Here is a 20,961-nt window from a genome sequence, read left to right on the forward strand (position 1 = left end):
TCGATGTCTAAGTTTTGTTGATCTTCCGCCATGCAGCCCGCCGCCCTGTCTGTGTTCCTGGTTGATGACGAACCCCTGGCGCGCCTGCGCCTGCGCAGCCTGCTGGAGACCTGTGTGGACCCGCGGGCCGAGGTGGTGGCCGAGGCCAGCAGCGCCACCCAGGCCCAGCATTGGCTGCGCGATCACAGCTGCGATCTGATCCTGCTCGATGTGCAGATGCCCGGGGCCGATGGCCTGCAGCTGGCCGACAGCCTGCAGCAGCAGATGGCCCAGCCGCCGGCCATTGTGTTCGTCACGGCCCATGCCGGTCATGCCTTGCAAGCCTTCGAGCTGGAGGCCATGGATTACCTGACCAAGCCGGTGCGGCGCGAGCGCCTGCAGGCCGCGTTGACCCGCGTGGCCCAGCGCCTGGCCGAGCGCTCGGCCATGCAGACCTTCCAGGCCACCCAGCCGGGTGAGCTGGAGCCGGAGCAGCCGGTCATCGTCGTCAGCGACCGCGGCCGTCTGATCCGCGTGCCGCTGAACGAGGTGCTGTACTTCAAGGCCGAGCTGAAATACCTGACCCTGCGCACCGCCACGCAAAGCCTGGTGATGGACGGCAGCCTGTCCGAGCTGGAGCCACGCCTGGGCGAGCGCTTTTTGCGCGTGCACCGCAACGCCCTGGTGGCCAAGGCCGCGGTGCGCCAGCTGGAGCGCCACGCGCCCAGCCACGCCAGCCCGGACGACGGCCTGGACACCCAGCTTGGCGGCCTGGACCCGGTGCAGGCCGAGGTGGCCGATGGCTGGGCGGTGCGCATCGCCCATGTCAATGAATGGCTGTCGGTGTCGCGCCGTCAGGTGGCGGCGGTGCGGGAAGCGCTGGCCGACCGCGGCAGCTGAGCACGCCCTATCATCGGGCTCCCAACAGAACTGACCATCAGGTCAGAGGGACCCGGGGAGGGGCACCATGGCCGCAGAGCCAGGCATCCGATTTCTTCGTCATTCATCGCGCTGGCTGCTGTGGCTGGGCGCACTGCTGGCGGCTGTGGGCCTGAGCGCTTCGTGGTTCGGGCTCGGGCGTCTGCAGGAGGGCGCTGGAGCGGCCGGCAGGGCGGCGCTTCAGTCGAGGGCCCAGCCCGGCGCGGCTTCGAGTGCCTCGACCAGCCCGTTCTGGAGCCTGGCCCGCGAGGCCGAGGACCGGGTGCTGGTGGAGCATTACCGCCGGGCCGGTGTGCCCACCGTGACGCCGCCGCCGGGTTCTCGCATCGATGCCGCCGAGTGGGAGGCGCGGCGCCGCGATGCCCGCTGGTGCGCCGAGGGTGGCTTGCGCTGGGACGGTGGGGATGAGCCGCCGCCGGCGCTGGCGGACCTGCGAGCGGCCCAACAGCAGCTGGTCCGGGCCTGGGCCCGGCAGCTGCGGCAGCGTGCGGATATCCAGGCCCAGGTGGCGGCAGAGTGGCTGGACATCAGCCATCCGACGGATGCCGCTTCGGCGGCGCGCGCGCGAGCCCGCTTGCAGGATTTGGCGCGCAGCAGCCGACAGCCGGTGGCGGTGTACCTGGCTTTGCACATGGGCTGCGCCGATGCGGCTGCATGCACCCCGGTGCCTTCCTCGCTGTGGGCTGAGCTGGAGCCGGACAACCGTCAGGCCTGGTTGGCTCTGCTCGCGCGGACCGATGCGCCCGCAGCGCAACGCGTGTGGCTGGCTCGGGCCGTGCTCGCGCCCCAGCACATCGACTACGGCCGCGAGGTTTTGAGAACCTTGCAGACCTTGCCGCACGAAGTGCAGCCCGGCATGCGTCGGGCGGCTCAACACGCCGTGTGGTCGGCTGCGGCATTTGGCGTTCCCCCGCAGTTCAGCGGCGGAGCTTTTCGCTTGTGCAAAAGCAGCGAGGCGAAGCCGGGCTCGGTCTTGCACGCGCAGTGCCGCATGCTGGCCCAGCAGCTCTGGCGTGACGGCGAGGACTTGCTCAGCCACGCCGTGGCGCTCAGTCTTGCCAAGGCGATGGATGCAGACAATCCGCAATGGGTCGAGCGCCGCGCGGAACAGCAGCGCCTGGAGGCTGCATCGCCAGCGGATCTCGACGCATTTCAGCGCGAACACGGGGGGCAACCCTTTGAGTGCGTGGCGCCCGATGTCGTCGCTCTGAGGTTGGGCGATCTGGCGAGCAAGGGCGAATGGGCCATGTTGCAAGCCCATGTGGAACGGCGCGGCGCCTCTGCGCCGCGGCCGGATTCGCCGACCCGCTGAAGTGCTGACTGAGCGAAGAAAGACGAGGCTGGGCAGCGCGGCTGAGGTGGTGCCAAGCCGCCTGAGCTTTACGTATCATTCCGCCCGATCGCGCAACACACACACGGAGAACAACAACAAGCGCGGCGTGCAGGAGGAGCAGGCATGGCCAATCGAGGCCCCAAGATTCAGTTCATTCGCCACGGCCGTCGCTGGTGCGCCTGGCTGGCCGGTGGTGGCGCACTGCTGGCCGCAGGCGCCTGGCTCTGGCTGCAGGAGCCGAATGGGGCCGTGGGTGCAGCAGATGCTGTTGCGGCGCCCACTTCAGCGCATGTTGCGACCAGCGCCTCCGCAGGTGCTCCGCCCGCGCTGAGCCCTTTCTGGAGCCTCGCGCGCGATGCCGAGGACCGGGTGCTGGCCGAGCATTACCGCCAGGCCGGGGTGGCCACGGCGACCCCGCCGCCGGGCTCGCGCATCAGCCCGGAGGAATGGGAGGCGCGGCGCGTCGATGCCCGCTGGTGCGCCGAAGACGGTCTGCGCGCGGGCAATGGCTTGAGCCCCTGGCCTGGCGACAGCAAGAGTCTGAGCCAGGCGAAAAGCAAGCAGGTGGACGAGGCCATCCGTCTGCTGCGGACGCGGAGCCAACCCATGTTCAGCGCCGTGGCGGAATGGCTGCAGTACCGCTATGCCGAGGACGAGGCCGCGCGCGGGCAGGCGCAGGAGAATCTGCAGAACCTGGCGCGCAGCAGCCGCCTGCCCCTGGCTGTGTTTCTGGCCCTGCGTGCCGAGTGCGTGGGTGGCTCGGTGACTTGCACGCGGGTGCCCGCCGCCCTGTGGGCCGAGGTCGAGCCCGACAACCGCCTGGCCTGGCTGGCCCAGCTCGCGGAGACGCGCCAGCCACAGGAGCAGCGCCGTGTCTTGCTGCGCGCCGCCGAAGCGCCGCGTCAGTTCGACTACAGCCGCCATGTGCTGCACGTCTTGCTGAGCCTGCCCATGTCGGGATCGCCGGGCTTGAGGGCGGCCTCGCAAGTTTTGCTGCGCGCAGACGCGGCGGCCTCGGAAGACTTGGTCGGTGCGCCGACGCCGCAGCATCTTTGCAAGACCTTGCGTGTCCGTGACGCGGAGGTTCAGCGGGCCTGCACGGGCTTGGCCGAGCATTTGTGGCGCGACAGCGAAGACCGGCAAGGCCACAATCTCGCGCTTGCCCTGGCGGCCGATTCGGCGGTCGACAAGCTATTGTGGGGCGAGCGAGCCCAAGAGCTGAAGCTGGTGGAAGACCAGGACGCCTTCGAGACGGTGGCGGGCATCAAGGACTTGCAGCGCCAGGCCCTGGGCTGTGGTGGACACCAGGCCCAGTTTCAGCAACTGGCCGATTACGCGGCTTTCGGCGAGTGGCGCTATTTGCAAGGCCGCCAGGTCGTTCGCGCTCAGGCCGAGGCGCTGGAGCAGGCGAAAAAAAGCCAGCCCTGAGTTGGCACCCAAGGGCTGGCGGAAGTTTCACTCGTCAGGGATTCGTCGGCCTTATCAGGGCTGGTAGCTGACGGTCAGCTTGTAGGTGCCGGCGGCGTAGCCCTTGAGCAGCACATAGACCTCGCTGTTGCCGCTCAGATTGATGGCGCAATTCTCGACGGAGGTGCTGCCGTCGGACTTGCAATCGAAGCTGCTGGTGGTGGGGGCGGCGCCGACCTTGACGTAGAGGTCGATGTCGCCTTCGCCGATGGTGCTGGCCTTGAAAGCACCGGCCTTGGCCTTGAAGGGGCCGAGCACCTGGCTGGCGCCGGTGGCGAGGCGACCCTTGAGCACCTCGACCTTGTCGCTGGGCACGCTGCTGCCGGGGCCGTCGCTGCCCAGCTCCACCGCATATGACAGGCCCAGGCGGGCGAACTTCAGCGAATGGTCAGCCTGGCTGCCGGTGTTGGCGTAGGTGTCGTTGGCGGTGTGGATCTTGGGGTTGTCCTGGTTGAAGGCGGCCTCGAAGGGCATGGACGCGGCATAGCCCTGGGCGGTCCAGGAGGCATGGTCCGAGCAGCCGTAGCCGCAGACATCGGTGCCGATGCTGAGCTCAGGCTGGTAGGTCTGGATCAGGTTGTTGACGAACTGATTCTGCGCCGCATCGGTGTAGTCGGTGTAGATGTAGATGTCCTTGGGCGAGCCCTTGTAGTTGGTCATGTCCAGCTGCATCACGCCCACCACATTGGCGCCCAGGCGCTTGTGGCTCTTGGCGATTTCCTGCGAGCCGCGCAGGCCCACTTCCTCGGCCGCGTAGGCCATGAACTGGATGGTGCGTCGCGGCTTGTAGTTGTTCGCCATCAGGGTGCGCAGGATCTCGGTCAGGCTGGCCACGCCCGAGGCGTCGTCGTCAGCGCCGGGCGCCACCGTGGTTTCGGTGGTGTTGGAGCCATTGATCGAGTCCATGTGGGCGCCCAGCACGATCACTTCGCGGCTGTTGTCGCTGCCCTTGATGGTGGCAATCACCGACTTCTGCGCCCAGTTGGGGTGGTTGAACTGCACCACCGAGAAGTCGCTGCGGCCGGCGCCCAGGTTCGCCCATTGCTGCTTGATCCAGTTCGAGGCAGCCACGCCCGAGCTGGTTTTGTAGAAACGGTTGGTGAAACTGGAGAGGTCGACGATGGTCTGGCCGATGCGGCTGGCCTGCATCTGGGCCAGCATGGGCGTGACCCGGGCTTGCTGGTCGATCACATAGCTGGGGCGCGAGGGGCCGCTGGCGCGGCCTGCGGCTGCCGCACCCGTTGCCGCGCCCAAAGTGCCGCCAGTCTTGGCGGCTTCGCTGCTGTGGGCTTGCAAGGTGGCCAGGCCGTCTTCCAGGCTGGCATGGAACATATAGCCGCCGCAGCGGCGCAGTTCTTCGTGGATGGAGTCGGACAGCTGGCCGAGCAGGTCTTCGTCGATCTGCACGAGGTGGATGGATTCGAGCTGGGCGGCCGCTGCGGTGCGGGCGGCGCCACTGCTCAGGCCGGGCCGGCGCGCGCTGCTGGCGGCGCTGAATTCACCCGAGCGGCTCAGGCCGCTGCGGACGCTCAGGCGCGGGCGGGCGCTGTCGCTGTGCTTTTGCAGCTGGGCCAGGGCGGCATCACCGAGGCTGATCCAGATCTTTTCGCCGGCCAGGCTGGCGCTGCTCAGGGCGGCCAGGCTCAGGCCGAGTGCGGCCAGCAGGGGGGTGGTTTTTTTCATGGCGGAGTCTCCTCGGTTGTGCCTTCTTGCACGCTCTCTTTGTGGGGCTGTGCGCGCAGCGCAGCCGGTGCGGCTGCTAATCGACCGATCTTAGAAGTCCACCTCGGAACTGGTCAGAGGGTTTTCGTGTGCGAAATCGGCCGGCCTGGGCCTTGAAAACCTAGGGTAAACACTGGTTTTGCCGAGCTTCATGGCAGTTTTCAGCCCCACGCATGCCACAAAAATGACGCAATTTCGCTGGTTAACCCGCAGTGTGGCAAAGCTGCATCCCTTGAATCCGCTACGCAAAAACCCTGTTTTCAGCTGCCAGAATGCGGCCCGCGCGGCTGCCAGGCTGGTCTGACCAGGACAGTGGGGCAGCGCCACCGCTCGGGTGGGTGCGCGCATTTCCCGTAGTAAGCAACAAGACGCTGCGGCCGGAAACCCCGTTGCTGGCAGTGTTCTGAAGGATCCCTGATGTCCCGTACTTTCAAGCGCCAGTCTCCCCTGGCCCTGACTGGCATTGCATTTGCCAGCGCCCTGACTTGCTCCACCGCCTTTGCCGCCGAGACGCAATCGCTGGAGCGCGTTGAAATCATTGGCAGCCACATCAAGCGTGTGGACGCCGAAGGCGCTTCGCCGGTGGCTGTGTTTCGCCGCGAAGACATCGCCAAGAGCGGTGTGGCCACCGTGCGCCAGCTGGTCGAGCAACTGGCTGCCAGCACCGGCAGCCTGAGCGACCTGGGCGGCAGCAACAGCTTTGCCGGCGGCGCCTCTTCGGCTTCGCTGCGCAACCTGGGCAAGCAGTCCACCTTGGTGCTGCTGAACTTCCGCCGTGTCGCCAGCTACCCGCTGGCCGATTACAACCAGACCTTCACCAACATCGACTCCCTGCCGGTTGAGGCCATCGAGCGCGTCGAAGTGCTGAAGAGCGGTGGCTCCTCCATCTATGGCTCGGACGCCGTGGCAGGTGTGATCAATATCGTCACCCGCCGTGACTTCCAAGGCCTGATCGGCAAGGTCAACCGCGAAGCCTCGTTGCTGAACAGCCAGTTCAACGACAAGGGCCTGACCCTGACCGGTGGCTACGGCGACCTCGCCCGCGACCGCTTCAATGTGCTGGCCAATGTGGACCTGTACAAGCGCAACGGCGTGATGTGGAACGAGGTCGTGGGTGACTCCAATCCGGCCTACGCTGCTTTCTCGACGGGCTTTGGCACGCCCTCGACCTACGCTTACCCGGGCAATGTCATGAGCAAGGGTAGCAATGGCAAGAACGCACTCAAGCCTTTGGCAGGCTGCACGGAGGCGAACCTGATCGGTGGCCTGTGCCAGTACGATCGCTACGAGCGTTTCGAAGCCACGCCCAAGGCAGAGCGCGTAACCGCTCTGGTCTCGGGCAAGCTGCAGATCAATGAAGAGCTGCAGGCCTACTCGGAAGTGTTGTTCTCCACCACCAAGACTCACTACGAAAGTGCCTACAACGCTTACGGCACGGCTCTGGGCACGACCGTCTGGGGCGACCCCCAGACCAATGGTCTGAAGAGCTTCAGCAACCGTGGCCTGCCTGCCGAGCACCCCCTGAACAACACGGGCGCCGAAGCTGAGTTCCGCTATCGCTTCTCCGATTCCGATGCGCACAAACTGGTCAAGACCGATCAGTACCGCGTCCTGGCCGGCCTGAAGGGCGTCTGGGGCGCATTCGACTGGGACACCGCTGCGGGTGTGATGGGTGGCAAGACCACCATGGACCAGCGCGGCGCGTTCAGCGAATCCGGCTTCAAGGAAGTCATCGGCGACTACACCAAGACCAAGCTGGACGCTGACTTCTTCAACAAGGCCAATGGCTACAAGATCGGTCAGGTCAACTCGGCCGCCGTGCTGGCCAAGCTGTTCCCGACCTACGGCTACGACGCTGAGGTCAAGCAGTACTTCATCGACGGCAAGCTGAGCGGCGAGTACGGCAGCCTGCCGGCTGGCGCCATCAACGTGGCCACGGGCTTTGAAGTCCGTCGCGAAGAAGTGCAGATCACACCCACCGGTGGCCTGGAGCGCGGCGACATCGTCGGCTTCGGTTCGGTGCGCTCGAACGCTTCGCGCAACTACGGCGCTGTGTTCCTGGAAGGCAATCTGCCCATCTTCAAGAGCCTGGAGCTGCAGGCCGCCGGTCGTGTGGACAAGTTCCCCGGCTTCGGCGCGCACTTCTCGCCCAAGCTGGCCCTGCGCTTCCAGCCGAGCAAGGAACTGCTGTTCCGCAGCACGCTGGAAACCGGTTTCCGCGCTCCCAACCTGACCGAGAACGCGCCCTCGACCAAGTTCGCATTCAACAACGGCATCAGCGACCCGAAGCGTTGCAACCAGGCTTCGGCTTACGCCAAGGACCTGAAGGCCCAGGCTGCCGCATTGCCCGCGGGCAACCCGGACAAGCAGCTGCTGACGGCCCAAGCCGACAACGTGCTGGGCGAATGCTCGCGCGGCGTGGCCAGCATCGTGTCCTACAACCCTTCGCTGAAGCCTGAGACCAGCCGCACCGCGACCTTGGGTCTGGCCTTCTCGCCGGTCAAGGACCTGAGCGCCACCATCGACTACTGGCGCATCGAGCGTAAGGACGAGATCGGCCTGAAGAGCGTCAACGACCTGCTGAACATCGAAGACACCCTGGCTTCGGGCGTCATCGGTCGTGGCGACCTGGCCAACGATCAGATCTTCGACGCCGCTGCGCGCGCCAAGTACGGCGTGACCGCGGGCCGTCTGCAGTCGGTGACTTCGACCTTCGAGAACCTGTTCCGCACCAAGACCTCGGGCTGGGACGTGACCGTCAAGGGTCAGGTCGCCACGGAAGTCGGCAAGTTCGGCGCCGATCTGGACCTGACTTACACCACCGATCTGTACTACTGGAGCGCTGCGCGCAAGGGCTACGGCGACAACATGGCCGGCCGCTACGGCACGCCGCGTTGGAAGTCCAAGCTGACCCTGAGCCACAGTGTGGGATCGGTGGCTCAGGCCCTGACCTTCCACTACCAGAACAGCACGGCCCTGAACGGCGACTTCAACGCGCCGGCTTGGACGCCGGCCGACTGTGCCAAGACCAAGAATCTGAGCGCTGAGCAATGCCGTTATGGCGCCTACTCGCGCCTGGACTACAACGTCAGCTACAGCCCGATCAAGGCCTTGAAGCTGAGTGCCAACGTCCGCAACATCCTGGGCACCCGTGCCCCGGTGGACTACCGTGGCTTCGGCGTTGGTGGCGTGATCCCCCCGGATCGTGAAGACGTCCAAGGCCGCATGCTGCGTCTGGCTGCCGAGTACACCTTCTGGTGATCTGAGCTGCCCCGGGGGTATCGGGTTCGAGCCGACTTGCGAGAGGCGGCTTGGATCCCGAGGCACTCGAGCATGAACCTGAAAGGCCGGCTTGATGCCGGCCTTTTTTATGCCTGCCCTGTTTACGGTTTGCCGGCTTTCGGCGCAGAGCAGCCCTTGGTTTTGCTCGTGAGCCCCTGCAGCCCGCGCCGCCGCCGGGCTCATGGTTTCGGGGTCGGCCCTGGCGGGCCGACTTCCCTGCGCTGCTCGCGCCTCGGGGCTGGCGCATAACTCACTTCGCTCCCTGCGTTCGCTTCGTTCAGACAGAAGCGCCAAGTCAGAACTTGAAGCGCGCGGGTACGCGCGCGCCCCGAGGCGCTGTGCTGCTCGGCCCGACACAAATCGCCCGGCAGCGGCACGGGCTGCAGGGCGCTTGCATCGCGGTCGATGTGCCTCTTCCACGGTGGAGCAGGCCACATCCGGAGGTGGCTCGCCCGCCGAAGGGCCATTTGTGCGCGGCCGAGGGCGCAGCGGAGCGGCTCAGGCGCGTGTACTCACGCGCTTCAAGCTCTGACTCGGCGCCACTGTTTGACCACAGTGAGCGCAGCGAACGGAGGGAGTTTGGCGCCGCTGAGCCGCGCAGTGAGCACCGAGGAGAGTCGGCTCAAAGAGCCGACCCGCGAACCATGAGCCCGGCGGCGGGCCGAGCCACCGCAGCCTGAGCGATCAGCGCAAGGGACGACCGCAAAGTGCCGGAAGCCGCCCCACCTTGCGGCGGTCTTTACACCTTCTTGATACCCATCCCCCCAGCTTCTACACGGGCCTGATGCGTCTGTTTTTAAGCTGACTTCATTGCAACAAGGTCCGTCAAACGACCGTGAGGATGAAGAAGATGATGCTGATGGATGGGATCTTTCTGGTCCTGAGCCTGGCCTTGTTTGGCCTGGCTGTGGGCCTGGCCCTGGCCAGCCACAAGCTGGCTGCGGCAGGGGGCAAGCCATGAGTGCCTTGTACTGGGTCAGCGGCCTGGTGGCCGCGGGCTTGTTCGCCTATTTGCTGTACGCCCTGCTGCGTGCCGAGGAGTTCTGAGATGGACGCCTGGGCATGGATGAATTTGGCCCTGTTCATGGGCCTGCTCTTGTTGGCCGCCTGGCCGCTGTCGCGTGGCTTGAGCGCGGTGGCGGCCGGTGATCTGCCGCGCTGGATGCGCCGGGTCGAGGCGCCGATCTACCGCCTCGCCGGAGTCAATGCCGACGAAGGCATGCACTGGAAGCAGTATGCGCTGGGGCTGCTGCTGTTCAGCTTCTTCGGCGTGCTGGCCGTTTACGGCCTGCAGCGCTGGCAAGACCTGCTGCCGCTGAATCCGCAGGGCATGGCGGCGATTGCGCCGGACTCGGCCTTCAACACCGCCATCAGCTTTGTCACCAACACCAACTGGCAGGGCTATGGCGGCGAGAGCAGCATGAGCTATCTGACCCAGATGCTGGCGCTGACGGTGCAGAACTTTGTGTCGGCCGCCACCGGCATCGCCGTGGTGTTTGCGCTGATCCGTGGTTTCTCAAGCAAGGCCGCGGGTGCGCTGGCCGGCACGGTGGGCAATTTCTGGGCCGACCTGACCCGCATCACGCTGTGGGTGCTGCTGCCGCTGTCCCTGCTGCTGGCTGTGGCCATGGTGGGGCAGGGCGTGATCCAGAACTTTGACGCCTACAAGGAGGTCAGGACCCTGGAGACGCAGAGTTATGCCGTGCCGAAGTTGGGCGCCGACGGTCAGCCCCAGCTGGATGCCGAAGGCAAGCCGCTGAGCCAGACCGTCAGCAGCCAGAGCCAGACTCTGGCCATGGGCCCGGTGGCCTCGCAGCTGGCCATCAAGATGCTGGGCACCAATGGTGGCGGTTTCTTCAATGCCAACTCGGCCCATCCCTTCGAGAACCCGACGCCACTGTCGAATCTGCTGCAGATGCTGGCCATCTTTCTGATCCCGGCGGCGCTGTGCTTCTGCTTCGGCCGCATGGTCGGTGATTCACGTCAGGGTGTGGCGATCCTGGCGGCGATGAGTGCGCTCTTCATCGCCGGCGTGCTCGCCGCCACCAGCGCCGAGCAGGCCGGCAATCCGGCCCTGAGCCCCCTGGGTGTGGACCAGGCCGCCAGCGCCGTGCAGGCCGGCGGCAATATGGAGGGCAAGGAGACCCGCTTCGGCATCAACGCCAGCAGCTTGTTTGCGGTGGTGACCACGGCCGCCTCCTGCGGCGCTGTCAACAGCATGCACGACTCGATGACGCCACTGGGTGGCCTGGTGCCCCTGGTGATGATGCAGCTCGGCGAGGTGGTGTTCGGCGGTGTGGGCACGGGCCTGTACGGCATGCTGGTGTTCGCCATCCTGGCGGTCTTCATTGCCGGCTTGATGATCGGCCGCACGCCCGAGTACCTGGGCAAGAAGATCGAGGCCTATGAGATGAAGATGGTGTCCATCGCCATCCTCGTCACGCCCATGGCGGTGCTGATGGGCACAGCCCTGGCCGTGCTCAGCGAGGCTGGCCGGGCAGGAGTGGCCAATCCGGGTGCCCATGGCTTCAGCGAGATCCTGTACGCCCTGACCTCGGCCGGCAACAACAACGGCAGTGCCTTCGCCGGCCTGTCTGCCAACACGCCCTTCTACAACACCCTGCTGGGTGTGGTGATGTGGCTGGGCCGCTTCGGCGTCATCGTGCCCGTGCTGGCACTGGCCGGCAGCCTGGCCGCGAAGAAGCGCATCCCGGTCAGCAGCGGCACCTTGCTCACCCATGGCCCGCTGTTTGTCGGCCTGCTGATCGGCACCGTGCTGCTGGTGGGCTTGCTCAACTACGTTCCGTCCCTGGCCCTCGGCCCCATCGTCGAGCACCTGCTGCTCTGGAAGCTGTGAGGGTATTGCCATGACAACTCAACAAAGCCAAACACAAGGCAGCACCTTCTCGCTGCTCGACCCCTCGCTGGTCAAGCCAGCGTTGCTGCAATCCTTCGCCAAGCTGGACCCGCGGGTGCAGTGGCGCAACCCGGTGATGTTCGTGGTCTTCGTCGGCAGCCTGCTGACCAGCCTGCTGTGGTTGCTCAGCTGGCGCCTTCCTGAGCTGGCCGGCAGCGAGGGCCGCGGCTTCATGCTGGCCATCTCGCTGTGGCTCTGGTTCACCGTGCTGTTCGCCAACTTCGCCGAGGCCATGGCCGAGGGGCGCTCCAAGGCGCAAGCGGCCTCGCTGCGCGGGCTCAAGAGCAAGACCTGGGCGAAGAAGCTCGGCCGGTCCAGCGCCGGGCCGTCCCAAGCTGGACCGCGTCCCCTCGGGGGACAGGCCGACGTACCCGCCGGCCCAGGGGCGCGCAGCGCTGTTCACGGCTCCAGCTGGCACCCCGTGCAATCGGATGAACTGCGCAAGGACCATGTGGTGCTGGTCGAAGCCGGCGATCTGATCCCGCTGGACGGCGAGGTCATCGAAGGCGTGGCCTCGGTGGACGAGAGCGCCATCACCGGCGAGTCGGCACCGGTGATCCGTGAGTCGGGCGGCGACTTCTCCTCCGTCACCGGCGGCACCCGTGTGCTGTCCGACTGGCTGGTGGTGCGCATCTCGGTCAACCCGGGTGAGTCCTTCCTGGACCGCATGATCTCCATGGTCGAAGGCGCGCGCCGCCAGAAGACCCCCAACGAGATCGCGCTGACGATTCTGCTGGTGGCCTTGACCCTGGTTTTCCTGGTGGTCACCGTGACCCTGCTGCCCTTCTCGATGTTCAGCGTCTCTGCGGCAGGCGCGGGCACGGTGGTGTCCATCACCGCCCTGGTGGCCCTGCTGATCTGCTTGATCCCCACCACCATCGGCGGCCTGCTCTCGGCCATCGGCGTGGCCGGCATGAGCCGCATGATGCAGGCCAATGTGATTGCCACCTCGGGCCGCGCGGTTGAGGCGGCCGGTGATGTGGACGTGCTGATGCTGGACAAGACCGGCACCATCACCCTGGGCAACCGCCAAGCCAGCGCCTTTGTGCCGGCACCCGGTGTCAGCGAGCAGCAGCTGGCCGATGCGGCCCAGCTGGCCTCGCTGGCCGATGAAACGCCGGAAGGCCGCAGCATCGTCGTGCTGGCCAAGACCCGATTCAATCTGCGTGAGCGCGAGATGGGCACGCTGGACGCCCAGTTCGTGCCCTTCACGGCCCAGACCCGCATGAGCGGTGTCGACCTGGCCGGTGGCCGGCAGATCCGCAAGGGGGCTGGTGATGCGATTCGCCGTTATGTCGAAAGCTTGGGCGGCAGCTTCCCGAAGGAGCTGAGCGCTGCGATCGACGACATCGCCCGCCGCGGCAGCACGCCCCTGGTTGTTGCCGACGGCTCCCATGCCTTGGGCGCAGTAGAACTGAAGGACATCGTCAAAGGCGGCATCAAGGAGCGCTTCGCCGAGCTGCGCCGCATGGGCATCAAGACGGTGATGATCACCGGCGACAACAAGCTGACGGCAGCGGCCATCGCGGCCGAGGCCGGTGTCGATGACTTCCTGGCCGAGGCCACGCCGGAGGCCAAGCTGCAGCTGATCCGCGACTACCAGGGCGAGGGCCGCCTGGTGGCCATGACCGGCGACGGCACCAACGACGCGCCGGCCCTGGCCCAGGCCGATGTGGCCGTGGCCATGAACACCGGCACGCAGGCCGCCAAAGAGGCCGGCAATATGGTGGACCTGGATTCCAACCCCACCAAGTTGCTGGAGATCGTCGAGACCGGCAAGCAACTCTTGATGACGCGTGGCTCTCTGACGACCTTCTCCATCGCCAACGATGTGGCCAAGTACTTCGCCATCATCCCGGCCATGTTTGTGGGCGTCTACCCACAGCTGAGCGCGCTCAATGTGATGGACCTGCACAGCCCGAGCTCGGCCATCTTGTCGGCGGTGATCTTCAACGCGCTGATCATCATCGCGCTGATCCCCCTGGCCCTGCGCGGCGTGCCCTACCGCGCCATCGGTGCGGCCGCGCTGCTGCGCCGCAATCTCGCGATCTACGGCCTGGGCGGCCTGATCGTGCCCTTCATCGGCATCAAGATCATCGACCTGATCCTGGTCGGCCTGCGTCTGGTTTGAGGAGCTCCCCATCATGACGAATCTGTTCAAGCAAGTCCGTCCCGCCCTGGCCAGCCTGCTGCTGCTCAGCGCGGTCACCGGCCTGGTCTACCCGCTGGTGGTCACCACCCTGGGCAAGACCCTGTTCCCGGCCGAGGCGGCCGGCTCCCTGATCCGCAACAAGTCGGGCGAGGCCATCGGCTCCGAGCTGATCGGCCAGAGCTTCAGCGAGCCACGCTACTTCTGGGGCCGGCCCTCGGCCACCGCGCCCATGGCCAACAATGCCGGCGGCTCTTCGGGCTCCAACCAGGGGCCCTTGAACCCGGCGCTGAGCGAGGCCGTGGCGGCCCGCGTGGCGGCACTGCGCGCCGCCGACCCGGGCAACACCCAGCCGGTGCCGGCCGATCTGGTCACCGCCTCGGCCAGCGGCCTGGACCCCCACATCAGCATGGCCGCCGCCCGCTACCAAGCCCCTCGCGTGGCGCGTGAGCGCCAGCTGCCGATGAAAGAGGTACTGCGCCTGATCGAGGCCCACACCGCGGCGCGCGATCTGCAGGTGCTGGGCGAGCCGCGTGTTCATGTGCTCAAGCTCAACCTGGCGCTCGATGCGCTGAGCGGCACGCCGCGCTGAGCTGCCAACTTTTCCGGACCCCGTGGTCCCGATGAAGCCCCAGGCGAAAGCCAACACAGTGTTTGAACGGGGGAGGGGCTTCATCACCCTTTGTCGCCTTTTGATTTCTTGAATGTTCTGAACTTCTGATGAAAACAAGTATTTCCTTTCTGACCCTGACCCTGACCCTGGCCCTGACTGGTCTGTCCTTCAACTGCCTGGCCCAGGCCACCGCGCCGTCGCCTGCCGCCACACCCGAGCACAGCCTCACGGGCAATCTGAGCCTCAACAGCGACTACCGCTTCCGCGGCATCAGCCAGAGCTGGAAGTTGCCCGCCTTTCAAGGCGGCTTGGACTACGCCCACAGCAGCGGCTTCTACGCCGGCACCTGGGCCTCCAATGTCTCGGGCAACAGCTACCACAACGGCGCCGGCCTGGAGCTGGACCTGTACGCCGGCTTCAAGTTCCCGCTCACGCAAGACCTGACCCTGGACCTGGGCGCGCTGGCCTACGTCTATCCCGGCGCCAAGCTGAACAGTGCGCCCGGCGTGGCCACGGACAAGACCTACAACAATGTGGACCTGTACGCGGGCCTGACGGCCGGCGCCTTCAGCGCCAAGCTGTCGATTGCCGCCACCGATTACTTCGGCCTCAACAGGGACACCGCCGGCCACGCCTACTTCAGCAGCCTGCCGGCGGCGGGCGGCAGCAAGGGCAGCGCCTATCTCGACCTCAACTACAACTTTGATCTCGGCTCGGGTCTGAGCCTGGGCACGCATCTCGGTCATTTGAGCGTGAAGCACTACGGTGATCTGTCCTACAGCGACGTCAAGATTTCGCTGAGCAAGGAGATCGCGGGCCTGAACTGGACCGGCGCCCTGGTCGGCACCAACGCCAAGCGCGACTTCTACCAGGCCGGCAATGCCGCCGGCCAGAATGCCAAGCGCCTGGGCAACACCGGTCTGGTGCTCAGCGTCGCCAAGACCTTTTAAGACTGCAGCGCGGGAGAGAATGCCGGCATGCTGATCAATTGCGCGGTCTACCAAGACGGGTCCAAGCTGGCCGATCTCTCGCCCGAGCGGCCCGAGGAATTGCAGCGCTATCTGCAGCAGCCCAACAGCTTCGTCTGGGTGGCGCTGCGCGATGCCGATGCCGCCGAGCTGGAGCCCTATCGGCGGCTCTTTCACCTGCATGAGCTGGCCGTCGAGGACGCCAGCCGCGGCCAACAGCGGCCCAAGGTCGAGGAGTACGGCAGCGATCTGTTCGCCTCCATGCACCTGGTCGACTGGGTGGGCGGCGACCTGAGCCTGGGCGAGGTGGCGGTGTTTGCCGGCGCCAACTATGTGCTCTCGGTGCGGCGCGGCAGCAAGCTGCATTTCCTCGGCGTGCGTGAGCGCTGCGAGCGCGAGCCCGAGCTGCTGGTTCACGGCCCCAGCTTTGTGCTCTATGCCTTGATGGACGCGGTGGTGGACCGTTACTTCCCCATCGTCGACCGCCTGGAGCTGGAGCTGGACGAGATTGAGCAAAGCATCTTTGTGCGCGGCGCCCAGCTCGACAACATCAAGCGCCTCTACGAACTCAAGCGCCGCCTGATGCTGCTGCACCGCGCGGTGGCGCCCATGCTGGAGATGCTGTCCAAGCTGCACGGTGGCCGCATCCCGCCCATCTGCGCCCGCACCGGCGACTATTTCCGCGATGTGGCCGACCACCTGGCCCGCATCGAGGGCGCCATCGATTCCCTGCGCGACACCTTGGGCACGGCCATCCAGGCCAATCTGTCCATGGTGGCCATCGAGGACAGCAATGTCACCAAGCGCCTGGCGGCCTGGGCCGGCATCTTCGCCGCCGCCACCGCTTTTGCCGGCATCTGGGGCATGAACTTCGAGCACATGCCTGAGCTCAAGCTGAGCTGGGCTTACCCGGCTGCGCTCGGTTTGATCGTTAGCGTCTGTGGATTTTTGTGGTGGCGATTCCGTCGCGCCGGTTGGCTATGAACGCTGACCCCTCGTCCAAGCTAGCGCTTGGCCGGCCTTGCAGGCCGCACTGCGCTTTGCAAAACGCAGCCCTTCGGCAGTCACCTCGCGCCCACCGGGCGCGAGGTGTACGGCCTCAGCCCCCCGAGGGAGCGCCAGCCTGGCGGCTGGCATCGCGGGCCGGCTTGGGGCGGCCCGGCGCTCGGCCCGACAAGACCCAATCGGATCAATCATGACTGACGAACGCCCCAACCCCGACGCCCTGCTGGCCCAGATCCGCGAGCAGGAGAGTGCGGAGCAGCGGGGTCGGCTGCGCATTTACTTCGGCTCATCGGCCGGTGTGGGCAAGACCTTTGCCATGCTGCAGGCGGCTCGCAAGCTGATGGCCGAGGGGCGCGATGTTCTGGCCGGCGTGGTGGTCACCCACGGCCGCAGCGAGACCCAGGCCTTGCTCGACGGCCTGCCCCAGCTGCCCCTGCGCGAGCTGGAGTACCGCGGCAAGAAGTTGCCCGAGTTCGATCTGGACGGGGTGCTGGCGCGCCGGCCCTCCCTGGTGCTGGTGGACGAGCTGGCGCACAGCAATGCTCCCGGCTCCCGGCACCCCAAGCGCTGGCAGGATGTGGAGGAGCTGCTGGCGCGTGGCATTGATGTCTACTCAACGCTCAATGTCCAGCACCTCGAGAGCCTCAACGATGTGGTGGGCGGCATCACCGGGGTGCGCGTGCAGGAGACCCTGCCCGATACCTTCTTCGATCGCGCCGAAGAAGTGGTGATGGTGGACACCCCGGCCGATGAGCTGCTCGCGCGGCTGGCGGCAGGAAAAGTCTATTTGGGCCCGCAGGCCCAGCGGGCCGCGCAGAATTTCTTCCGCAAGGGCAATCTGATGGCCTTGCGCGAGCTGGCCTTGCGCCGCACGGCCGACCGGGTGGAAGACGATGTGCAAGCCTGGCGCAGCAACGAGCGCGTGGCCCAGGTCTGGAAGACCGAGGCTGCCATCCTCTGCGCCATCGGCCCCAGCCCCGCGGCCGAGAGCGTCTTGCGCAGCGCTGCGCAGCTGGCCCAGCAGCTCAATGTGTCCTGGCATGCGGTGTATGTGGAGACGCCGACCTTGCAGCGCCTGCCCGATGCGCAGCGCGACCGCATCCTGCGCACCGTGCGCCTGGCCCATGAACTGGGCGCGCAAACCGCGGTGCTGCCTGCGCAAGACCTGGCCCCGGCCCTGCTGGCCTATGCCCGCGAGCACAACCTGTCCAAACTGGTGTTGGGACGCAGTGAGTCGCGATCGGCCTGGCGGCGCTGGCTGGGTGCTGTGCCTTTGCAGCAGCAGTTGGCGGAAGGGGCGCCGGAGCTGGACCTGATCACCGTGGCCGCCGCGGCGCTGTCGCCGGCGCGTCGCGCGGCCGCGACCAGCCAGGAGGCCGAGGAGCGCGAGCTGCAGTGGCAGCAGCTGGCCGGCCGCTACGGCCTGGCGGCGCTGGCTTGCGCGGCCACGGCCCTGATCAGCTGGCCTTTGCAACTGGCTTTTGATCAATCCAATATCGTCATGCTGTTCTTGCTGACAGTGGCGGGTGTGGCCTTGCGCCTGGGCCGCGGGCCGGCGGTGCTGGCCAGTTTTCTGAGCGTGGGACTGTTCGATTTCTTCTTCGTGCAGCCCAAGCTGAGCTTCGCCGTTTCCGATGTCCAGTACCTGCTGACCTTCGCCGTCATGTTGGTGGTGGGCCTGGTGATCGGCCAGCTGACGGCCGGCCTGCGCTACCAGGCGCGGGTCTCGGCCGAGCGTGAGGCACGCTCGCGGGCGCTGTTCGAGCTGACCAGCGATCTGGCCGGCGCCTTGCAGACCGAGGCGGTGCTGCAGGTGGCCGAAGGCGCCTTGGCCGAAGAGGTGCACGGCGAGGCCTTGCTCTATGTGCTGGACCTCAACGACGATTTGCAGCCCTCGCCACGCCAGGCCAGTCTGGCCCTGGCCGATCAACCCGATGCCGGCACGGCGCGCTGGGCGCTCGATCATGGACAGGCCGCGGGCCTGTCCACCGACACCCTGGCCGGCAGCGCCTGGTTCTACCTGCCGCTGAAGGCGCCCATGCGCACCCGCGGCGTGCTGGCCCTCAAGCCCAAGAGCAGCCGCAGCCTGATGCTGCCGGAGCTGCGCGCCCAGCTGGAGACCTATGGCCGCATCATCGGCCAGGCGCTGGAGCGGGTGCATTACGTCGAAGTGGCGCAGCAGGCCCTGGTGCACATCGAGGGCGAACGCCTGCGCAACTCGCTGCTCGCGGCCCTGTCGCATGATTTGCGCACGCCGCTGGCCGGGCTCTACGGCCTGGCCCAGACCCTGGACCGCACGCCCGCGCTGCCGCCCCAGGCGCGCGAGCTCAGCGCCGCCCTGCAGCAGCAGGCCCAGCGCATCAGCGCCATGGTCAACAACCTGCTCGACATGGCCCGACTGCAAAGCGGGGCGGTGCGCCTGAATCCGCAGTGGCAGCCGGTGGAAGAGGTGGTGGGCACGGCCTTGCAGGCCTTGCAGCCCGCCCTGGCCGGCCATGCCTTGCAGCTGGACATTCCGGCGGGCCTGCCCTTGCTGAACCTGGACGCGGCGCTGATGGAGCGGGTGCTGTGCAACCTGATCGAGAACGCGCTCAAGTACACGCCACCCGACAGCCACCTGCGCATCTCGGCCGAGCTGGCGCCGGCCTCGGAGCAGGCCCTGCTGCTGCGCGTGGCTGACAACGGCCCGGGCCTGCCGCCGGGGCGCGAGGAGCAGCTGTTTGCCAAGTTCAGTCGCGGCGAGCGCGAAAGCAGCACGCCGGGCGTGGGCCTGGGCCTGGCCATCTGCCGCGCCATCGTGCATGCGCACGGCGGCCAGATCCACGGCGAAAATCTGCCCGGCGGCGGCGCCTGCTTCGTCATCCGCCTGCCGCTCGGTGAACCGCCGGCGCTGCCGGCGGGAGATGAGCCCGAACCCGGGGCCGACCCGGTCCTTTGAATGTAAGTGCCGCGCTGCCGCTGCTGCCACTGTTCTTGTTGTCACCGCTGCTCTCAGCGCCTGAATCCATGAGCGAACCGCATCCCATTGCCCTGATTGTTGAAGACGACGCGAGCATCCGCCGCTTCGTGCGCCTGGCCCTGGAGGCCGAGGGCTGGCAGGTGCACGAGGCCAGCACCGTGCGCCAGGGCCTGGTCGATGCCGGCACGCGCCGGCCCGAGCTGGTCATCCTGGACCTGGGCCTGCCCGATGACGATGGCCTCAACTACCTGCGCGATCTGCGTGCCTGGTCGGGCGTGCCGGTGATCGTGCTCTCGGCGCGCACGGCCGAGGCCGACAAGATCGCCGCCCTCGATGCCGGTGCGGACGATTACCTGAGCAAGCCCTTTGGCGTCGGCGAGCTGATGGCCCGCGTGCGCGTGGCCCAGCGGCGCAGCCAGGCGGCGGCGCGCAGCAGCATGGATGAGCCGGCGCAGACGGTCTTCCGTTTCGGCGAGGTGGAGGTCGATCTGGCCCAGCGCCGGGTGCTGCGGGCCGGCCAGCCGGTCCATCTGACGCCGCTGGAGTACCGCTTGCTGACGCATCTGATTGCGCACGCCGGGAAGGTGCTGACGCACCGCCAGATGCTCAAGGCCGTCTGGGGCCCCAGCCATGTCGAGGACAACCACTATCTGCGCGTCTACATGGGCAATCTGCGCCAGAAGCTGGAGGCGGTACCGGCGGCGCCGCAGTACCTGCTGACCGAAACGGCCGTGGGCTACCGCCTCGTGGCTTGAAGCTCGGCGGCAGCCGGGGCGGGCGGGGCGGGCGGGGCCATCCGGCCCCGGGGCTTCACCAGCCCCCGTGCAGATGGCTGGCCAGGGGCTGGCGCAGGCCGCGCAGCCAGTGGCCGTAGACGCTGCGGGCCAGGCGGTGCAGCTCGGCGGTGCGGGCGGGCAGCTCGCGCAGCAGCTCTTTTTCGCTCTGCACCGTGCGGCCATGGCCTTGCGCCAGGGCCTGGCGGATCTCTTCGCGCGATTCGGCGCACCAGGCACGCACGCTGTCCTCGGTCACTTCCAGATGCGATTGCAGGCCCAGGTGTCGGCCATGGGCAAAGCCCTTGTTCAGGCAATGGCTGCCGAACAGGATGCGCTGGGCGCCGCTGGGGATCTCGAAGCTGTCGTGGTGCCAGTTGAACATGGTGACCTGGGCTTGGCCGCCCAGGCGCTCGCGCCCGGCCGGCGTGGCCCAGAGCCGGCTCCAGCCGATGTGGGGCCAGGCATGGCGGTGCACCCGCGCGCCCAGCGCCCGGGCCAGCAGCTGGGCGCCGAAGCAATGGCCCAGCACCGGCACGTCCAGGGCCACGGCCTGGCGCAGCAGGCCCAGCTCGGCCTCGATCCAGGGCAGGTCGTCGTTGACGCTGTGGTTGCTGCCCAGCACGACCAGGCCGCTGTAGTCGCTGATCCAGCGAGGCAAGGCCTGACCCCGCGGCGCGTGGAAGACTTCGCAGTCCAGGCCCTGGCTGCGCAGATGGCTCAGCAGATAGCCGGGGCCTTGGTTGCACTCGTGCTGGAGGATGGCGATCGGGTTCATGAAGCGGGCCGGCATGGCGTCCGGCCACTCGTTGCGAGGGCTTCAATTTAGAAGGGCCGCCATCAAGATCCTGCTCA

Annotated in this window: 14 protein-coding genes; 12 read left to right on the plus strand and 2 right to left on the minus strand. The window is 66.9% G+C overall.

The window, feature by feature from the left end; genetic code table 11:
• The first annotated feature begins 30 nt into the window (after window positions 1-30).
• The 3 genes from OOB33_RS12160 (at window position 31) to OOB33_RS12170 (ending at window position 3,679) form a co-directional block, all read left to right on the plus strand.
• The gene (locus OOB33_RS12160; RefSeq protein WP_271008854.1) at window positions 31-879 is read left to right on the plus strand and encodes a LytR/AlgR family response regulator transcription factor; all 849 of its coding nucleotides are present in this window, start codon (window positions 31-33) and stop codon (window positions 877-879) included.
• 67 nt (window positions 880-946) lie between these two features.
• On the plus strand, window positions 947-2,230 hold the full coding sequence (locus OOB33_RS12165; protein WP_271008855.1) for a hypothetical protein: 1,284 nt from the start codon (window positions 947-949) through the stop codon (window positions 2,228-2,230).
• Window positions 2,231-2,374: 144 nt separating this feature from the next.
• The gene (locus tag OOB33_RS12170; RefSeq protein ID WP_271008856.1) at window positions 2,375-3,679 is read left to right on the plus strand and encodes a hypothetical protein; all 1,305 of its coding nucleotides are present in this window, start codon (window positions 2,375-2,377) and stop codon (window positions 3,677-3,679) included.
• A 54-nt stretch (window positions 3,680-3,733) separates the two neighbouring features.
• Here OOB33_RS12170 and OOB33_RS12175 read toward each other — a convergent pair whose 3' ends face one another.
• The gene (locus OOB33_RS12175) at window positions 3,734-5,401 is read right to left on the minus strand and encodes a M20/M25/M40 family metallo-hydrolase (RefSeq protein WP_271008857.1); all 1,668 of its coding nucleotides are present in this window, start codon (window positions 5,399-5,401) and stop codon (window positions 3,734-3,736) included.
• Window positions 5,402-5,857: 456 nt separating this feature from the next.
• On the opposite strand from OOB33_RS12175, the gene OOB33_RS12180 reads away from it, so the two are divergent.
• The 9 genes from OOB33_RS12180 (at window position 5,858) to kdpE (ending at window position 20,088) form a co-directional block, all read left to right on the plus strand.
• Complete coding sequence (locus OOB33_RS12180; RefSeq protein ID WP_271008858.1) at window positions 5,858-8,701, plus strand: TonB-dependent receptor domain-containing protein; 2,844 nt, start codon at window positions 5,858-5,860, stop codon at window positions 8,699-8,701.
• Window positions 8,702-9,679: 978 nt separating this feature from the next.
• The gene (kdpF, locus tag OOB33_RS12185; RefSeq protein ID WP_102767659.1) at window positions 9,680-9,769 is read left to right on the plus strand and encodes a K(+)-transporting ATPase subunit F; all 90 of its coding nucleotides are present in this window, start codon (window positions 9,680-9,682) and stop codon (window positions 9,767-9,769) included.
• A gap of 1 nt (window position 9,770) precedes the next feature.
• On the plus strand, window positions 9,771-11,579 hold the full coding sequence (gene kdpA, locus OOB33_RS12190; protein ID WP_271008859.1) for a potassium-transporting ATPase subunit KdpA: 1,809 nt from the start codon (window positions 9,771-9,773) through the stop codon (window positions 11,577-11,579).
• A gap of 10 nt (window positions 11,580-11,589) precedes the next feature.
• Window positions 11,590-13,770: a potassium-transporting ATPase subunit KdpB gene (gene kdpB / locus OOB33_RS12195; protein WP_271008860.1), complete on the plus strand. Its 2,181-nt coding sequence runs from the start codon at window positions 11,590-11,592 to the stop codon at window positions 13,768-13,770.
• Window positions 13,771-13,783: 13 nt separating this feature from the next.
• Complete coding sequence (gene kdpC, locus OOB33_RS12200; protein ID WP_271008861.1) at window positions 13,784-14,380, plus strand: potassium-transporting ATPase subunit KdpC; 597 nt, start codon at window positions 13,784-13,786, stop codon at window positions 14,378-14,380.
• Between the two features lie 128 nt (window positions 14,381-14,508).
• The gene (locus OOB33_RS12205; RefSeq protein WP_271008862.1) at window positions 14,509-15,351 is read left to right on the plus strand and encodes a TorF family putative porin; all 843 of its coding nucleotides are present in this window, start codon (window positions 14,509-14,511) and stop codon (window positions 15,349-15,351) included.
• A 27-nt stretch (window positions 15,352-15,378) separates the two neighbouring features.
• The gene (locus tag OOB33_RS12210; RefSeq protein ID WP_271008863.1) at window positions 15,379-16,353 is read left to right on the plus strand and encodes a magnesium and cobalt transport protein CorA; all 975 of its coding nucleotides are present in this window, start codon (window positions 15,379-15,381) and stop codon (window positions 16,351-16,353) included.
• Window positions 16,354-16,564: 211 nt separating this feature from the next.
• Window positions 16,565-19,312: a DUF4118 domain-containing protein gene (locus OOB33_RS12215; RefSeq protein WP_271008864.1), complete on the plus strand. Its 2,748-nt coding sequence runs from the start codon at window positions 16,565-16,567 to the stop codon at window positions 19,310-19,312.
• A 68-nt stretch (window positions 19,313-19,380) separates the two neighbouring features.
• Window positions 19,381-20,088, plus strand: a complete 708-nt coding sequence (gene kdpE, locus OOB33_RS12220; protein ID WP_102767652.1) for a two-component system response regulator KdpE — start codon at window positions 19,381-19,383, stop codon at window positions 20,086-20,088.
• A gap of 55 nt (window positions 20,089-20,143) precedes the next feature.
• Here the strand turns inward: kdpE and OOB33_RS12225 are convergent, their stop codons facing one another.
• Window positions 20,144-20,884, minus strand: coding sequence for a type 1 glutamine amidotransferase (locus OOB33_RS12225; RefSeq protein ID WP_271008865.1), 741 nt, complete (start codon window positions 20,882-20,884; stop codon window positions 20,144-20,146).
• Between the last annotated feature and the right edge of the window lie 77 nt (window positions 20,885-20,961).

Origin of the sequence: Paucibacter sp. B51, from assembly GCF_027863535.1 — a bacterium.
GTDB lineage: Bacteria > Pseudomonadota > Gammaproteobacteria > Burkholderiales > Burkholderiaceae_C > Paucibacter_A > Paucibacter_A aquatilis.

Excerpts from the sequence above, each read along its gene's own strand:
- OOB33_RS12160 (WP_271008854.1), top strand. The coding sequence starts at position 31 with ATGCAGCCCGCCGCCCTGTCTGTGTTCCTGGTTGATGACGAACCCCTG.
- OOB33_RS12165 (WP_271008855.1), top strand. The coding sequence starts at position 947 with ATGGCCGCAGAGCCAGGCATCCGATTTCTTCGTCATTCATCGCGCTGG.
- OOB33_RS12170 (WP_271008856.1), top strand. The coding sequence starts at position 2,375 with ATGGCCAATCGAGGCCCCAAGATTCAGTTCATTCGCCACGGCCGTCGC.
- OOB33_RS12175 (WP_271008857.1), bottom strand. The coding sequence starts at position 5,401 with ATGAAAAAAACCACCCCCCTGCTGGCCGCACTCGGCCTGAGCCTGGCC.
- OOB33_RS12180 (WP_271008858.1), top strand. The coding sequence starts at position 5,858 with ATGTCCCGTACTTTCAAGCGCCAGTCTCCCCTGGCCCTGACTGGCATT.
- kdpF (WP_102767659.1), top strand. The coding sequence starts at position 9,680 with ATGAGTGCCTTGTACTGGGTCAGCGGCCTGGTGGCCGCGGGCTTGTTC.
- kdpA (WP_271008859.1), top strand. The coding sequence starts at position 9,771 with ATGGACGCCTGGGCATGGATGAATTTGGCCCTGTTCATGGGCCTGCTC.
- kdpB (WP_271008860.1), top strand. The coding sequence starts at position 11,590 with ATGACAACTCAACAAAGCCAAACACAAGGCAGCACCTTCTCGCTGCTC.
- kdpC (WP_271008861.1), top strand. The coding sequence starts at position 13,784 with ATGACGAATCTGTTCAAGCAAGTCCGTCCCGCCCTGGCCAGCCTGCTG.
- OOB33_RS12205 (WP_271008862.1), top strand. The coding sequence starts at position 14,509 with ATGAAAACAAGTATTTCCTTTCTGACCCTGACCCTGACCCTGGCCCTG.
- OOB33_RS12210 (WP_271008863.1), top strand. The coding sequence starts at position 15,379 with ATGCTGATCAATTGCGCGGTCTACCAAGACGGGTCCAAGCTGGCCGAT.
- OOB33_RS12215 (WP_271008864.1), top strand. The coding sequence starts at position 16,565 with ATGACTGACGAACGCCCCAACCCCGACGCCCTGCTGGCCCAGATCCGC.
- kdpE (WP_102767652.1), top strand. The coding sequence starts at position 19,381 with ATGAGCGAACCGCATCCCATTGCCCTGATTGTTGAAGACGACGCGAGC.
- OOB33_RS12225 (WP_271008865.1), bottom strand. The coding sequence starts at position 20,884 with ATGAACCCGATCGCCATCCTCCAGCACGAGTGCAACCAAGGCCCCGGC.